Below are 13613 nucleotides of genomic sequence, written 5' to 3'. Positions count from 1 at the left end.
AGCGCCGCCTCGGCCGTCTCCGGCGCGACGACGGCGATCATCTGCCCCTCGTTGGCGATGTGGAGCGGGTCGAGGCCGAGGATTTCGCACGCGCCCCGCACCGCCGGGCGCAGCGGGATGCGATCCTCGAAGAGCGCCACGCCCACCTGCGCGTCGCGGGCCAGCTCGTTGAGCGTCGAGGCAACGCCCCCGCGCGTGGGGTCGCGCATCCACCGGAGGCCGGGCGCGACCGCGTCCAGAAGCGCCTCGACGAACGGCCAGACGGGGCGTGTGTCCGACGTGAGGTCGGCTTCGAGGTCGAGGTCGCCGCGCGCCAGGAGGATGGTGATGCCGTGATCGCCGATGGGGCCCGAGAGCAGGATCCGGTCGCCGGGACGGACGGAGCGCACGTCGAGATGTGCGCGGGGATCGACGCGGCCGAAGCCGGCGGTGGTGACGTAGAGGCCGTCCGCCTTGCCGTGCTCGACCACCTTCGTGTCGCCGCCGACGATCACGACGCCCGCTTCCCGAGCGGCGGCGGCCATCGCCTCGACCTCCGCCCGGAGCGCGTCGGCGGGCAGGCCGGCTTCGAGCACGAGCGTGGCCAGCAACGCCATCGGCTTCGCGCCCGCCATCGCCAGATCGTTCACCGTCCCGTTGACGGCCAGCTCCCCGATGGAGCCGCCGGGGAAACGGATCGGGTTGACGACGAAGCCGTCCGCCGTCATCGCCAGACGCTCCGATCCGAGGTCGAGGATTGCGGCGTCGTCGAGGCGGTCGAGCACGGGGTTGCTCAAGAGCGGCGCGATGAGGCCCTCGATGAGCCTCCGCGTGGCCTTTCCGCCGGCCCCGTGCGCCATGTCGATCTGCGGGTCTCGGAAGCGCACGCCCTGCGCCGCGCCGTTCGTTTTCGTCGTCATGCGTCCTCCAACAGGTCGAGTTCCGATTGCCGCATGGTGTACTGATAGTGCGCCGCGCACGCCCCCTCCGACGAGACCATCAGCGCTCCGATGGGATGCTCGGGCGTGCATTCCTTGCCGAAAAGCTTGCATTGATGGGGTTTGAGCACGCCCTTGAGCACCTCGCCGCACTGCGCCGCCTTCGGGTCCGTCACCCGGATGCCCGGCGCCTCGAAGCGCACCTCGGCGTCGAAGTCGGCATACGCGGGCGCGAGCTTGAGCGCCGACTGCGAGATGAAGCCGAGCCCCCGCCATTCGAAGAAGGGCCGAAGCTCAAACACTTCGCTCATGGCGCGGAGCGCCGGCAGGTTGCCCTCCCACGGCACGACGCGGCCGTACTGGTTCTCCACCTCGGCGCGGCCCTCGTTCATCTGCCGGAGGATCATCACGATGGACTGCAGGAGGTCGAGCGGTTCGAAGCCGGAGACGACCACCGGCTTGCCGTAGTCGCGAGCGATGAAGGCGTACGGGCGGCAGCCGATGACGGTGGAGACGTGCCCCGGCCCGATGAAGGCGTCGAGGCGCATGTCGGGCGAGTCGAGGATGGCGCGGATGGGCGGAATGATGGTGACGTGGTTGCAAAAGACGGTGAAGTTCGCGATGCCTTTCGCCTTCGCGCGCATGAGCGTGAGGGCCGTCGAGGGCGCGGTCGTCTCGAAGCCGATGGCAAAGAAGAAGACTTCGCGGTCGGGGTTCTTCTCGGCGATTTTGAGGGCGTCGAGGGGGGAATAGACCATGCGCACGTCCATGCCGCGTGCCTTGTATTCGAGCGGGCTGCCCTTCGAGCCCGGCACGCGCATCATGTCTCCGAAGGCCGTCAGGATCGCTCCGGATTGCTCGGCGATCATCAGCCCATCGTCGACGCGGCCCATCGGGAGCACGCACACCGGACAGCCCGGGCCGTGCACGAGTTCGACGTTTTCGGGCAGAAGGTCTTTCAGGCCGTACCGGTAGATCGAGTGCGTGTGCCCGCCGCACACTTCCATGATGCGGTAATGATAATCGGGCTTCGTGAGCTTTCGGATCTCCTCGGCCGCCTTGCGGATCAGATGCCCGTCGCGGAATTCGTCAACGTATTTCATGCGTTCTCCTGAGGAATGTGGGCAAGGGCGACGCCCATGTGGACGAGGAGCACGTCGCCGGGCGCGACGCCGGGCGTGAAGTCGACGGCGACGGCGGCGCGGCGACCGTCGCGGTCCTCACAGAGCGCCTCACCCGCTTCGGCAAGCGCGACGACGCGCACGGGGATGCCGACGTCGCCGCACACGGCGCAGCCGTCCTGGTCGAGCGTGCAGGTTCCGTATCGGTTGAGGTCGGTCATGGCTCGTCCCCGAAGTTGTACCCGCGCACCTCACGGGCGGCTTCCTCGGCCTCGCCGAGCATCGTGAGCAGGCGCATCTGTTCCTCGGCCTGCTCGGCGCTGATCTTGCTCATGGCGAAGCCGACGTGGATGAGCACCCAGTCGTCGGTCTCGAGCGCCTGTTCCCGCAGGAGATCGACGTTGACCCGCCGCCGCACGCCGGCCACCTCCACGGTGGCGTAATGCCGCTCGTCATCGAAAGACTTGATCTGTCCCGGAATCGCCAGACACATGTTTTATCTCCTTGAAAAATCAGGGGTTCATCGCTTCATCTACCACCGTCGCCGCCGGTTCTTCCACGTTCCAGAACACCACGCGGTTGTTTCCCGAGTCCGCAATGGCGATCCGGTTGCCGTGTTGATGCAGACCATAGGGCCAGCACAAGGTTTCCTTCGTGACGGCCGTCCAGCGGTTTTCTCCGGCCGTGGAGAAGTCGGCCTGCCCGAGCACTTCGTCAGCGGGATGGAACGTGCCTTCACGCGGCGCTTCGTGCCAGACGAGCACGCGGTTGTTGGCCGTATCGGCGACGATCAGGCGCTCGCCGCAGAGGCTGACGGCGTACGGAAAGCGCATGCGGCTCGGCCCCGGCGGCGTGTGCGGCATCTCGAAGGCGGTGGTGAAGTCCCGTTGCCCGAGCGCCAGGAGGGCGGGGGCATCCCGGGTGGGCGGCGGCGACCATCCAAGCACGCGGTGGTTGCCCGCGTCGGCGATGAAGAGCCGGTCGTCGTCCCCCGCCACGTCGTGGGGCCAGCGGTACGTGTCCGGCCCGACGGCGCCGCCGCGATTCTCGTTCCCTTCCGAAGGCGCGTCTTGCCCCATGAGGAAATCGGCGGGCTGTTCGGGCTCAGGGAAGCCATGCCATCCGAGCACGCGCCGGTTGCCGGTGTCGGCGACGTAAAAGACACCTCCGACGAAGCCGAAGCCATACGGCCAGTACATCCCGCGCGCGCTGACGGCCCCGCCGCGATTGGGCGCGACGGACTCGGGCGAGGGCTGCCCGAGCACGTGATCCGGCGAGGCGAACGAGGTCTGCGGCACGGCGTCCCACACGAGCAGCCGGTGATGCCAGGCGTCGGCCACGATGAGCCGTCCTTCGATGACGGCGACGCCCGTGGGCAGGTGCAGGCCGCGCACGACGTCGCGCCCCCCGGCACGCGGGCCTTCGCTGAAGAAGTCGGGCTGTCCGAGCACCACGTCGGCGGGGCGACCGTCGGTCTGCGGCACGCCGTGCCAGATGAGCACCCGATGGTTGCCCGAATCCGAGACGACGAGCACGTCGTCGTCGAAGTAGACGCCGCGGGGGGCATAGAGGAAGCGGTCGGTCGGATCGGCGCTCGGGAGCGTGAGGTCGCCCTCGGGCGTGGCGCCGACGTAGATGTACGGTTTAATCATGGGACGGTCGCACCCAGACGACGCCGTCATCGACGCGCAGAGGGTAGGGTTCGAGTTGGGCCTGCGGCACGGTCAGGCACTCGCCGGAGGTGAGATCGAAGCGGAAGCCGTGCCACGGACAGGTGAGCACTTCGTCCTCGATCATCCCGCCGTCGAGCGGCATGCCCATATGGGCGCAGGCGTTTTTATAGGCGTAAATCTTCTGGTCGATCTGAAGGATGAGCACGTCGAAGTCCTGTCCTTCGAGTCGGAAGGGCTCGCCGGAGGCCAGGTCTTCGAGGCGCGGCCCCGCCACCCAGCCGGTGTCCTCCAGCGTATCGACCTCCGCGAGCGGCACGAAGGCCGGACCGGGCTCGTTCGGCTCCACCTCGACGTTCGCGATCTCGGGCACGTGCTCGCGAAGCGCCTCCTCGACGCCGTTGCGAAGGGTGACCGAAGAGAGCGAGCAGCCGTTGCACGAGCCGTGGAGCCGCACGACAGCCGTGTCCCCTTCCACCCGCACCAGCTCCACGTCGCCGCCGTGGGACTTCATGTACGGGCGGACGAGCTCGATGACCCTCGCCACACGGGTCGTCAGGTCGGGCTTGACGATCCCGTGCATGAGAAAGGCGGCATAGACGGCCTGATCCTCGACGAGTTCGAAGAGGATCTCCCGTCCGGCCGGGTCCTCTTTCAGGCGCCGGACGATCTTCACGAGCACGTGCCGGTGCAGATCTTCGAGCGCCTTCTTGAGCCTTCCGGCACGCTCTCGATCCGTCTCGTTGATCTTGCGGACCTCTTCGAGCGCGGCATCGACGGCCTGCGCCAGGCGCTCGAACGTCTCTTCTCTCGCTATCGTGGGCATGCTCATGGTTATCCCGAATATGAGGCGGCCTGTTCGAGCGCTTCTTCGATCTTCCGCGTGAGCAGATCGGCGAACGCCCGGCGCGCCATCGTTTGCAAGACCTCTTCCACGCGCGCCTCCACGGCGGGCAACGCCACGCGCCGGCGTTCGAGCGCCTGCAACACGAAGCATGCCCCGGCAACGTTGTCGAGCAGAAAATCCCGGAAGACGGCGTCGACGAACGCATCGACCCATATGCCTTCTCCCTGGGGGTTTTCGCGAAGACGCCGGAGGGCGTTCTCCGCGCCTTCGTTGCGCTGCACCAGCCGATCGCTGAAACGCTCGACGGCGGTGACGAGCAAAAAATCAAACTGTTGTCTTTCGTGCAACTCCATGGTTGGCCTGCCGCGCTTCGATGTCGTGAAGGATAGCCTCGACCGACGCGGCGGCGTCGGTTTCGTCGTGGGTGCGGAAGAGCCGGGCGGCTTCTTCGAGCCGGGGCACGGCGCGCGAGAACGCGCCGAGGTGGGCCAGCGCGTTCGCCTGGTTGGCCAGCACGCGGGCGTAGGCGAGCGGATCGGCTTCGGGCGTGCGCACTTCGAGCACCTGCTCGTATAGATCCACAGCCTGCCACAGATGCTCCTCCGGCGCGCCGGAGGGCGCATACTGAAGCGCGTTCGCCAGGTTGAGCGTGGCGCTCGCCCAGGCCTCCGGATGCGCCTCCCGCGTATAGATCGTCAGCGCCTCGCGCAACGCGCCGATGGCAACGGCCATGCGCAGTTGGTCCCCCGCCTGCTGAAGAGGGATGGCAAGGTATGCCAGCGCAAGGTTGTTCTGCGCGAGGGCGAACAGTTCGGGAAAGGTTGCCCTGGGGCAGCATTGGGCAGCGGACTGATAACATCGGGCGGCTTCGAGAAGCGCGCCCCGGCGTCCGCCGGAGCTTTCGTGGTAGAGACTCCCGAGATCGAGCCAGGTCTCGCCGAGGAGACGGTCGAAGGCGGTGTCTTTGAGCGCGTGGAGGGCGTTCCGGTAGACGGGCACGAGTGCGGGCGACGGCCCTTCGAGATGGCGGCGCGTGCGGGCGGTGGTCGCCAGCAGGCGGGCCGCCAGCGCGGGCGAGACGGGGCGGGCCGCTTCCACGGCGCGCGCCAGGTGTTCGAGCGCGGCATCGGCCTCTCCGGCTTCGAGGCGACCTCCGGCCCGAGCGGCCCACAGGAACGGGGCGAGCACGTCCGGCGCTTCGGCCGGGGGCGTCGGCGGCTCGGCTTCGAGGCGGTAGAGATATCCCACGGCTCGGAGCAGCAACGCATCTTCTGCTTCGAGCTCGGCTTTCAGACGCGCATACTGCGCCTCGTCGGGCGCGAGCACGAAGCGGTTATACCGGGCCACGGCGTCTTCGCCCGTCACCGCCGCGTGCGCCGCTTCGACGTCTCCGGCAAGGGCGAGCGTGAAAAAGCGCCACGCGTCCGGGACGTCGTCCGGCCACCGACCGGCCGAGCGGGCGGCATCGAGCGGAGGCGCGCCCTCCACGGCGGGAAGCAGCAGATAGCTGGCCGGGGCGGGAAAGACGCCAAGCAGTTGGGGCGGAGAAAAGAGCTTCATTCGTCGGGGGTTAAAATCCCAGGGGCGGACCTTTCAGGGGACGATCCGCCCCGCGTTTGATCCAGGTGGCGGCGACCTCGGCGCGGCGCTTCGTGCGATAGGCGTTGATCCGGAAGCGGCGCACCACGTCGGGGAACGTGACCTCGGCATACACGACCCACTGCCCCTTCTCCTCCCGCACATAGGTGGCGATGGCGAGCGCTTCGTGTTCGAAAAAAGAAAGCATCGAGGTCCCGCAGGTTGTGCATGGATCACGCCGGTTCAGCCCGCGCAGACCGCTTGGAGGTCGGCAAGGCCACGCGGAGGGCGCTCTGTCGTTCGTCCCAGAAAGCCGGAAGCGGACCGGGGGGGACGCCGTCGTGCAACAGCTCCCGGATCAGCACGCTTCGGTCACCCCGGGCATTGCGACGTTTGAGCAGCAGACCGCCGCCGCCGGGTCCCCGCGCAGGCAGCAACCAGAGCTCCCTTCCACGCGCCAGGGCAAAAAGGAGATCGAACGGAAAGTACTGCTCGGCGAGTTCCACCGGGAGGTGCAGGTATCCGCTATCGGTCAGTTCCACCGTCATCGCTTCGCCTCCTGCGGCTCCGAGAGGTCTACGATCAGCCGATCCAGAAGATCGTGCATGGCCGCTTCGACGGCGGGCGAGAGCGGCGCGCCGAAGTCGGTCGAAGCCGCTTCGATGAGGTACACCGTGATGTTTTCGGGGTATGCGTCCTTGAGCAGCCAACGGCCGAACGCGAGCGCGTGATCCCAGCGGAAGGCGTGCAGGTGAAGGCCGTCGAGCGGAGGCAGGTTTTCGAGCGCTTCGCCGGGCACGCGATACAGGGTGCCCGGCTCGGCTTCGGTCGCACAGGCGTCGATGAGAATGACCCGCGCCGCGCCGCGCATCTGGAACGCCACGTCCATCCCCGCCGTGCCGCCGTCGACCAGACGCACCCCCTCGGGCACGCCGCGCTCCCACAGATGCCGGATCAACGTCGGCCCCACCGCGTCGTCGCCGCGCAGAAGGTTGCCGCATCCGATGACGACCGTGTCCCCTCCTTCCATACTCCTCTCCTCCGTCGAAGCGACAACGTGCGCTGCCCCTCGCGCGAGGAGGCAACGCACGTTGTGCTTGCCGTTGACGATCCGCCTAGCAGTTGCCGTTGACGACGAAGCGGGACATTTCCTTCCGGGTCTTCGCGTCGTAGACGTGGACCGTGCAGACCAGGCAGGAATCGAAGCTCCGCGCCACGTGCCCGAGTTCGACCGGGTCGGTGGTGTCGGCGATGGGCGACCCCAGAAATGCCTGCTCCATCGGTCCGTTGACGTTGTTGCCGTCGCGCGGGCCGATGTTCCACGCCGTCGGGGTGACCACCTGGTAATTCTCGATCTTCCCGTCCTTGATCTTGATCCAGTCCGCAAGCGCGCCGCGAGCGGCTTCGGTGGCTCCGAAGCCCTGCCCCTCCTCGTGCTCGACCGGCTTGATGTAAAATTTCTCGTGGAGGTCGACCTGGTCGAGCCAGGAGCGCACGAGTTTGTAGTACTTCGCCGCTTCGTGCATGCGGGCCATCACGCGCACCATCACGCTCGGGCCGATGGTGGTGACGGCGTTGTGGAAGAGCGGGTCGTAATCCTGCCACGGCAGCGGATCCGGCTTGCCGGCAACCACCTGCCGGGCCAGCGGCCCGGCTTCGAGCGGCTTCATGCCGACGCCCGGGATCTCATAGCGCGGCGACTTCGCCCACGAGTACTTGCCCTGCTTCTGCCCTTCCGCCGGATCGACCGGGACGGTGCGCCCGTCGAACGGGTGCAAGGCGCCCGCGCCTTCATAGAACGAATGGGTGTGATCCTCCCGGACGTTGGCCTGGTCGAAGTCGTAATACTGCCCGTCCTGGTATACTCCCGAGCGGGTGAGCAGCGCGCGGTTGCGCCCCTCGATGGTGGGGTGCGTGTATTCGTCCGGGTTCCAGAACGTGCCCGTGGCGAAGTAATTGCCGAAGCCCGCGCCGAACTTGTCGAGGCCGGTCTCCATGGCGTACCGGATGAAGAAACCGCAATCGGAGTTGTAATGACTCTCGTTCTCCTCGACCCAGGCCAGCACGTCGTCCCACGACTTGTTTTCGAGCCAGCGGTCCACCGAACAGCCGAGCCACTCTTTTTCGAGCCATTCGTCTTTCCAGTATTCGAGGATGGCGATGGAGCGAGTGACGTCCGAGAGGGTGGGGCCGCACATGACGCCGCCGGGCACCATGAAGCTCGAATGCGGCCATTGCCCGCCGAAGATGGCGTAGATCTCGACCGGCTTGCCCGAGAGGGTGACGCCTTTCTCATACCCCGTGCCCACGAACGGGGCAAAGCGGCGCACGGCTTCGTCGTATTCTTTTGCCTTCGCGTAGTTCTTGTTGGTCAGGTCGATGGCAAAGAGGGCGTAGAACCAGCGCGGGATGCTCTGAAGCGTCTCGCAGGCCTGCGCGATGTTTCGGATGAGGGTGGCGTTCGGCGGCACTTCGGTGCGCCAGGCGGTGTCGAGGGCATAGACGGTCTTCGTGAGATGGCTGCCGCCACAGATGCCGCAGATGCGGGGCGTCACGATCAGACCGGCCTGGGGGTCCTTGCCCTTGAGAATCATCTCGAAGCCGCGAAACATGCCGGCGGTGGTCCAGGCATCGGTGACCACGCCGTCATCGACCATAACCCGTACGTCCAGGTCTCCCTCCACGCGGCCCAGCGGGCTGATATGCAGATCAGTTGCCATGTTTTTCCTTGAAATTTGAGGTTTCGGATCAGACGACGAACATATCTTCGCGCGCCCACTTCGGGGCCGCCACACGCGCGGCGGCGGCGTGGGCCGTGTACGTCAGGTGGTCGGTGCCTTCGGGGAGTTCCTTCGGGATGGCGCCGAAGACTTTCTGGGTCTTGAAGACCGTTCCGGGCGCGAGGTCGAAGAAGGGGAACTCCGGCTCGGTGCATCCGGTGCACGGCATGCCTGCTCGCGTTTTGGAGGATTGCCGGTTCCACAGGATGCGGTTGCACGGCGAGTGCGTCACGGGACCGCGGCATCCCATCTCGTAAAAGAGGCACCCCTTGCGCGTGCCCTGCCCGAACTCCTCGGTGGATTCCTTCCACTCGAAGTACTGCACGCGCGTGCATCCGGTCTGCGTGAAGGTCTTAAAGAACGTCTGGGGCCGCTGGAGGTCGTCGAGCGCGATGTCGGCGGTGCGCCCGCTGGCGACGGCCACGAGGATCTGCGTCACCCAGTCGGGATGGGCCGGGCAACCCGGGATGTTGATGACCGGAAGCCCGGCCTTCGAGCGCCAGTCCGCCCCGAGAAAGCCGCCCTTGTTGCGCTTGAGGTACTGCAATCCGACCGAATCGGTGGGGTTGGGCGCGGTGGCGGGAATGCCGCCCCAGCAGGCGCAATCCCCGATGGCGACGACGATCTGCGCCTGATTGGCCAGATCGGTGACCCAGTCTTTCATGGGACGGTCGGCAAAGAGGTCGTACCGCCCGCTGCCGTTGGGACCCATGATGACGGTGCCCTCGAAGACGAAGATGTCGAGCGGACGCTCGCCTCTGGCAAACGACCAGAACAGACGCTGGGCGTTCTCCCCCATCTCCATGCCGAGCGACGGATGCCAGGCGATGTCAATGCCGAAGTCGGTCACCAGATCACAGGCGCTGGGCTCTTCGGCGTTGAGGAAAGACATGGTGTTGCCGCTGCAGGCTCCGCCCTGAAACCACAGTAATGATGCCATAGAATACCCTCTCGAAGATTGGTTCTAACGTCCCTGCTTACGATGACCCCGGAACCAGGGGAAACGCCCCGAGCGGACGCGCTCGTTCCCGGTTGCGCATCCGGCACGGCTCCCCCTGCAGGTCACCAAACACGTATGACTCCGGGTTCGCCAATTAAATCTTTTTCTCTTGAAAAGTCAACAAAAATTCGGTATCATATCCATAACTTGTTATCGGATTAAGCAATTAGGCCATATTGCCTAATTTGTTTAGTTCGATAAAATTTCAACCTAGGTTCTTTAGGCAACTAATTTCCCGGAGTAACGAGCCGAGGGATCCGCACCCGGGAAATCTTTGCGCGCGCCGCCCCGGGGGGTTCCCTGCCGAAAAAACCGCGCGCCCGTCCGCCCCGCTCTTTCCCCGGCTTGCGACGATGGGCGCTTCCACTCTGTCATCAACACAACCGGAGACGTCATGGATACAGCCCCTGCCTCCACGAACGACCGGGCCGGCCTGGACCCGCAGACGGCCGACGCCATGCGACGCCTGGCCGCCCGCGTGGACGAGATCGAGTTTCTGCTGGACGCCGTCTCGGGTTTCCTGCAACGCGGACCCGAAATCGCCGACAACCTCGGCGACGCCGTCATCGAGATGCGCGATAGCATCGGCGGCGACGGCGCATCGACCCGCGCGGAGGTGTTTCACCAGCTCTCGCGGCTGAAAGGCCTCACCACGCCGGAGAAGCTGGAAGAGCTCATCACGGCGCTTGAAGCGTTCACGCAGGTGCTCGGCTCGCAGCAGGTGCAGGCGTTCCTCCAGTCGGACTTCGTGCCTGCCGCCGAGGCGTTGACGCGGCTGGCCGGGCGCGTGGACGAACTCGAGTTCATGATCGAGATGCTCACCGGCTTCCTGCAGCGCGGCCCGCAAATCGCCGACAACCTGAACGACGCGGTGAACGACATGCGGGAAGCCGCCGTCGGCGGAGCGAGTTCCCCTATGGCCGAGACCCTGCTGCGCCTCAAGGCCCTGGCCACCCCCGAAACCCTGAACATGATGGTGACGGCGGCCGAGGGCGTACACACGACGCTCGCTTCGCCGCAGGTGCAGTCGCTCCTGCAATCGACCATCCTCGATCCGGTGGCCATCGGCGCGGTGAGCGAGATCGCCGAGGCGCTCGTCGTCTCGATGCAGACGGCGCAGACCCACCCGCGCAGCGTGGGCGGGCCCTTCGCCCTCATGAAAGCCCTGCGCGATCCCGACGTGGCCCGCACGATGGGCTTCGCCCTGGAGTTCGCCCGCATCTTCGGTCGGCACCTGAGCCGCATACAATCCGATGCATGAACTGTCCATCGCCGTGAACCTGGTCGACATCGCCGTGCGGGAGGCGACCCACGCCGGCTCGGAGAAGGTGAGCAAGGTGCGGCTCCGCATCGGGGCGCTCTCGGGCGTCGTCCGCGACGCGCTCGAGTTCTCGTTCGACATCGCCGCCGGCGGCACCATCGTCGAGGGCGCAACGCTCGAGATCGAAGAGCTGCCTGTGGTGATCCATTGCCCGCAATGCGACGCGGACCGGGAACTGCCGGACGTCTTCCGGTTTCGATGCCCCGTATGCGACACGCCTTCCGGCGACCTCCGGCAAGGCAAGGAACTCGAAATAACCTCCCTCGAAATACAGTAGCCCATGAGCGCACGCATCCTCGAAGTCCGTCACGGCATCCTGAAGAAGAACGACGAACTGGCGCGGGGGCTGCGCGCGCGGTTCCGCGCGGCGGGCGTCTTCGTCGTGAACCTGGTTTCGGGGCCGGGATCGGGCAAGACGGCCCTCCTCGAAAAGACCCTCGCCGCCCTCCGCGACGCCTACGACGTGGCCGCCCTCGTGGGCGATCTCGCCACGGAGAACGACGCCACGCGGCTGGCCCGCAGCGGCGCGCCCATCCGGCAAATCAGCACCGGCACCACGTGCCACCTCGAAGCGCAGATGATCGACGACGCCCTCGCCGGATGGGACCTCGACGCGCTCGACTTCCTGTTCATCGAAAACGTGGGCAACCTCGTATGCCCGGCAAGCTATGACCTGGGCGAACATCTCCGGGCCGTGCTCTTCTCCGTGACCGAGGGCGAGGACAAGCCGTTGAAATATCCCACCATCTTCAACTCCGCCGACGCGGCCGTGCTCACGAAGCTCGACATTGCCGGGGCCGTGGGGTTCGACCGCGCCCTGGCGGTGCACAACATCCACGAAGTGCACCCGGGCCTGCCGATCCTCGACTCGTCGGCGCGGGCCGAGCCCGGGCTCGACGCCTGGATCACGTTCCTGAAAACGAAGCGCGCCGAAGCGTTTCCCGCGACGACCCCCGCATGAAAATCGTCAACCTGACCCGGAAAACCCTCTGGCTGTACGACACCGCCGGAGCGCTCGTGGAGACGCCGCCCGACGCGCGTCACCTCGGCGTGGTGGCCGTGGGCGAACACCGGACGGCGCGGGACGAGGCGGGACACACGTTCTCGCTCAACGTCCGGACGATCACCGAGGTCAAGGGGATGCCGCCACCGGAAGACGGGACGGTCTTCCTCGTGCCCGTGGAGGTGGCGATGGCGCTTCAGGACCTCCGGGACGACGTCTTCTTTCCGGCGGAGGAGACCGTCGTCCAGGGACCCGACGGCGGCACGCATCGCGTCACGCACCTTCGCCGCATCGTTTCACGACTCAAATGAACGCCTCATGGAACTCGCGCTTCCGCTCGCCTTCGCGCTCGGTTTTCTGAGCGGTTTCAAGCACGCCTTCGAGCCCGACCACATGATCGCGGTGTCCACGCTCTTGCACCGGGAGGCGCGGCTTTCGCGGGCGCTCCGCATGGGGATGGCCTGGGGCGCGGGCCACACCACGACGCTCGTCCTCGGCGTGCTCGTCATCGGCGTGCTCCGCGTGCAGATCACCGCGGAGCATCTCGGCTTCTTCGAGATCCCGGTGGCCTTCATGCTCCTCGGTCTCGGGGCATGGGCGCTCTACGACGCCGTCTCCCGGCTTGCGCGTCTGCGCCGTCACACGCACGACGGCGTGCCGCACTTCCATGTGGGCGCGCATCCGCACCCGCACGCCTTCTCGTTCCGACGCGCGGGTTGGCCGGGCTTCGCCGTCGGCCTCGTGCACGGCCTTGCGGGCAGCGGCGCGCTGTTGCTCCTCGTGGCGGCCACGCTCCCCTCGCTCGGCATGAGCCTGCTCTATGCGCTCGTCTTCGGCCTCGGCTCGATCCTCGGCATGGCGGGCGTGACGCTCCTGCTCGCCCTCCCCTTCCGCGCCGCCCGCGCCCGCCCCGCCTTTCACCACGCCCTCACCGGCCTCTCCGGGGCACTCAGCCTGATCCTCGGCGTTAGCATCCTCTACGCCACGCTCGCCTAGCTTCTCCCCCCATGGTCGAAGGCCGGACTGCCCTCTCCACGTTTATCGCCGAACGCCTGCGGGCGCGGAACGACGTCTCCCGTGCGTTCTTCCCTCGCGAGGCTCCCCGGCTGGCCGAGGCTTCCCGCCGCATGGCCGAGCGCTTCCTCGAAGGCGGGCGCATCCTCGCCTTCGGACGCGGGCCGTATGCCACCGACGCCCGCCACGTCTCGGTCGAGTTCGTCCATCCCGTCATCGTCGGCAAGCGCGCCTTGCCCGCGCTCGACCTCGGCCCGGCCTTCGCACACCGCCTGCCCGTGCTCGTCACGGCGGCCGACATGGTGATGGGCTTCGGCCCGCCCGGCGGCGACGCGCTCGTGACGCGCGCGCTCGAGGTGGCC

At 66.8% G+C, this 13613-nt stretch carries 19 protein-coding genes; 6 read left to right on the top strand and 13 right to left on the bottom strand.

All coding sequences use genetic code 11. The features are described from left to right. From hypE to AC1HIY_RS15655, 13 genes are all read right to left on the bottom strand, one after another. Positions 1–899: hydrogenase expression/formation protein HypE (gene hypE, locus AC1HIY_RS15715; RefSeq protein ID WP_479577752.1), on the bottom strand; the 899-nt coding region annotated here is incomplete at its 3' end. Continuing rightward, positions 896–2020, bottom strand: a complete 1125-nt coding sequence (gene hypD, locus AC1HIY_RS15710; RefSeq protein WP_479577751.1) for a hydrogenase formation protein HypD — start codon at positions 2018–2020, stop codon at positions 896–898. The genes hypE and hypD, both read right to left, overlap by 4 nt. Beyond that, positions 2017–2259: a HypC/HybG/HupF family hydrogenase formation chaperone gene (locus AC1HIY_RS15705; protein WP_479577750.1), complete on the bottom strand. Its 243-nt coding sequence runs from the start codon at positions 2257–2259 to the stop codon at positions 2017–2019. Before AC1HIY_RS15705 ends, hypD begins: the two co-directional genes overlap by 4 nt. Next, the gene (locus AC1HIY_RS15700) at positions 2256–2531 is read right to left on the bottom strand and encodes a HypC/HybG/HupF family hydrogenase formation chaperone (protein ID WP_479577749.1); all 276 of its coding nucleotides are present in this window, start codon (positions 2529–2531) and stop codon (positions 2256–2258) included. The genes AC1HIY_RS15705 and AC1HIY_RS15700 overlap by 4 nt, the downstream gene beginning before the upstream one ends. A 19-nt stretch (positions 2532–2550) precedes the next feature. Further along, a complete protein-coding gene (locus AC1HIY_RS15695; RefSeq protein WP_479577748.1) occupies positions 2551–3690 on the bottom strand; it encodes an NHL repeat-containing protein in 1140 nt (379 codons plus the stop codon). Then, positions 3683–4534, bottom strand: coding sequence for a NifU family protein (locus AC1HIY_RS15690; protein WP_479577747.1), 852 nt, complete (start codon positions 4532–4534; stop codon positions 3683–3685). The genes AC1HIY_RS15695 and AC1HIY_RS15690 overlap by 8 nt, the downstream gene beginning before the upstream one ends. A gap of 8 nt (positions 4535–4542) precedes the next feature. Further along, positions 4543–4908, bottom strand: coding sequence for a hypothetical protein (locus AC1HIY_RS15685; protein WP_479577746.1), 366 nt, complete (start codon positions 4906–4908; stop codon positions 4543–4545). Then, entirely contained in the window at positions 4880–6115 is a 1236-nt protein-coding gene (locus tag AC1HIY_RS15680; protein ID WP_479577745.1) for a tetratricopeptide repeat protein, read from the bottom strand. Before AC1HIY_RS15680 ends, AC1HIY_RS15685 begins: the two co-directional genes overlap by 29 nt. A 10-nt stretch (positions 6116–6125) precedes the next feature. Then, positions 6126–6341, bottom strand: a complete 216-nt coding sequence (locus AC1HIY_RS15675; RefSeq protein WP_479577744.1) for a hypothetical protein — start codon at positions 6339–6341, stop codon at positions 6126–6128. A 25-nt stretch (positions 6342–6366) separates the two neighbouring features. Continuing rightward, complete coding sequence (locus AC1HIY_RS15670) at positions 6367–6681, bottom strand: hydrogenase maturation protease (protein ID WP_479577743.1); 315 nt, start codon at positions 6679–6681, stop codon at positions 6367–6369. Beyond that, positions 6678–7163 carry a hydrogenase maturation protease gene (locus tag AC1HIY_RS15665; protein WP_479577742.1) on the bottom strand — a complete coding sequence of 162 codons (486 nt, stop codon included), beginning with the start codon at positions 7161–7163 and terminating at the stop codon, positions 6678–6680. Before AC1HIY_RS15665 ends, AC1HIY_RS15670 begins: the two co-directional genes overlap by 4 nt. Before the next feature lie 85 nt (positions 7164–7248). Next, on the bottom strand, positions 7249–8853 hold the full coding sequence (locus AC1HIY_RS15660; RefSeq protein WP_479577741.1) for a nickel-dependent hydrogenase large subunit: 1605 nt from the start codon (positions 8851–8853) through the stop codon (positions 7249–7251). 28 nt (positions 8854–8881) lie between these two features. Next, positions 8882–9853, bottom strand: coding sequence for an NADH-quinone oxidoreductase subunit B family protein (locus AC1HIY_RS15655; protein ID WP_479577740.1), 972 nt, complete (start codon positions 9851–9853; stop codon positions 8882–8884). A gap of 454 nt (positions 9854–10307) precedes the next feature. Between AC1HIY_RS15655 and AC1HIY_RS15650 the strand changes: the two genes are divergently transcribed. From AC1HIY_RS15650 to AC1HIY_RS15625, 6 genes are all read left to right on the top strand, one after another. After that, positions 10308–11174, top strand: coding sequence for a DUF1641 domain-containing protein (locus AC1HIY_RS15650; RefSeq protein ID WP_479577739.1), 867 nt, complete (start codon positions 10308–10310; stop codon positions 11172–11174). Continuing rightward, positions 11167–11511 carry a hydrogenase maturation nickel metallochaperone HypA gene (gene hypA, locus AC1HIY_RS15645; protein WP_479577738.1) on the top strand — a complete coding sequence of 115 codons (345 nt, stop codon included), beginning with the start codon at positions 11167–11169 and terminating at the stop codon, positions 11509–11511. The genes AC1HIY_RS15650 and hypA overlap by 8 nt, the downstream gene beginning before the upstream one ends. Before the next feature lie 3 nt (positions 11512–11514). After that, the gene (hypB, locus tag AC1HIY_RS15640) at positions 11515–12195 is read left to right on the top strand and encodes a hydrogenase nickel incorporation protein HypB (protein ID WP_479577737.1); all 681 of its coding nucleotides are present in this window, start codon (positions 11515–11517) and stop codon (positions 12193–12195) included. Further along, positions 12192–12548 carry a hypothetical protein gene (locus tag AC1HIY_RS15635; protein ID WP_479577736.1) on the top strand — a complete coding sequence of 119 codons (357 nt, stop codon included), beginning with the start codon at positions 12192–12194 and terminating at the stop codon, positions 12546–12548. Before hypB ends, AC1HIY_RS15635 begins: the two co-directional genes overlap by 4 nt. Positions 12549–12555: 7 nt before the next feature. Continuing rightward, positions 12556–13233 (top strand): hypothetical protein, encoded by a 678-nt coding sequence (locus tag AC1HIY_RS15630; RefSeq protein WP_479577735.1) that lies wholly within the window; start codon positions 12556–12558, stop codon positions 13231–13233. 11 nt (positions 13234–13244) lie between these two features. Next, positions 13245–13613, top strand: a 369-nt coding sequence (locus AC1HIY_RS15625; RefSeq protein ID WP_479577734.1) for a phosphoheptose isomerase family protein, incomplete at its 3' end; no start/stop codon positions are given.

It is taken from the genome of Rhodocaloribacter sp. (assembly GCF_056451265.1).
The sequence above is the reverse complement of the archived record's forward strand: the minus strand, read 5'-3'. Positions and strand labels throughout refer to the sequence as shown.

Coding starts and splice junctions, on each gene's coding strand:
- AC1HIY_RS15655 (WP_479577740.1), bottom strand. CDS start 9,853: ATGGCATCATTACTGTGGTTTCAGGGCGGAGCCTGCAGCGGCAACACC.
- AC1HIY_RS15705 (WP_479577750.1), bottom strand. CDS start 2,259: ATGACCGACCTCAACCGATACGGAACCTGCACGCTCGACCAGGACGGC.
- AC1HIY_RS15675 (WP_479577744.1), bottom strand. CDS start 6,341: ATGCTTTCTTTTTTCGAACACGAAGCGCTCGCCATCGCCACCTATGTG.
- AC1HIY_RS15630 (WP_479577735.1), top strand. CDS start 12,556: ATGGAACTCGCGCTTCCGCTCGCCTTCGCGCTCGGTTTTCTGAGCGGT.
- AC1HIY_RS15690 (WP_479577747.1), bottom strand. CDS start 4,534: ATGCCCACGATAGCGAGAGAAGAGACGTTCGAGCGCCTGGCGCAGGCC.
- AC1HIY_RS15700 (WP_479577749.1), bottom strand. CDS start 2,531: ATGTGTCTGGCGATTCCGGGACAGATCAAGTCTTTCGATGACGAGCGG.
- AC1HIY_RS15665 (WP_479577742.1), bottom strand. CDS start 7,163: ATGGAAGGAGGGGACACGGTCGTCATCGGATGCGGCAACCTTCTGCGC.
- AC1HIY_RS15670 (WP_479577743.1), bottom strand. CDS start 6,681: ATGACGGTGGAACTGACCGATAGCGGATACCTGCACCTCCCGGTGGAA.
- AC1HIY_RS15635 (WP_479577736.1), top strand. CDS start 12,192: ATGAAAATCGTCAACCTGACCCGGAAAACCCTCTGGCTGTACGACACC.
- AC1HIY_RS15680 (WP_479577745.1), bottom strand. CDS start 6,115: ATGAAGCTCTTTTCTCCGCCCCAACTGCTTGGCGTCTTTCCCGCCCCG.
- AC1HIY_RS15695 (WP_479577748.1), bottom strand. CDS start 3,690: ATGATTAAACCGTACATCTACGTCGGCGCCACGCCCGAGGGCGACCTC.
- AC1HIY_RS15660 (WP_479577741.1), bottom strand. CDS start 8,853: ATGGCAACTGATCTGCATATCAGCCCGCTGGGCCGCGTGGAGGGAGAC.
- hypB (WP_479577737.1), top strand. CDS start 11,515: ATGAGCGCACGCATCCTCGAAGTCCGTCACGGCATCCTGAAGAAGAAC.
- hypD (WP_479577751.1), bottom strand. CDS start 2,020: ATGAAATACGTTGACGAATTCCGCGACGGGCATCTGATCCGCAAGGCG.
- AC1HIY_RS15650 (WP_479577739.1), top strand. CDS start 10,308: ATGGATACAGCCCCTGCCTCCACGAACGACCGGGCCGGCCTGGACCCG.
- hypA (WP_479577738.1), top strand. CDS start 11,167: ATGCATGAACTGTCCATCGCCGTGAACCTGGTCGACATCGCCGTGCGG.
- AC1HIY_RS15685 (WP_479577746.1), bottom strand. CDS start 4,908: ATGGAGTTGCACGAAAGACAACAGTTTGATTTTTTGCTCGTCACCGCC.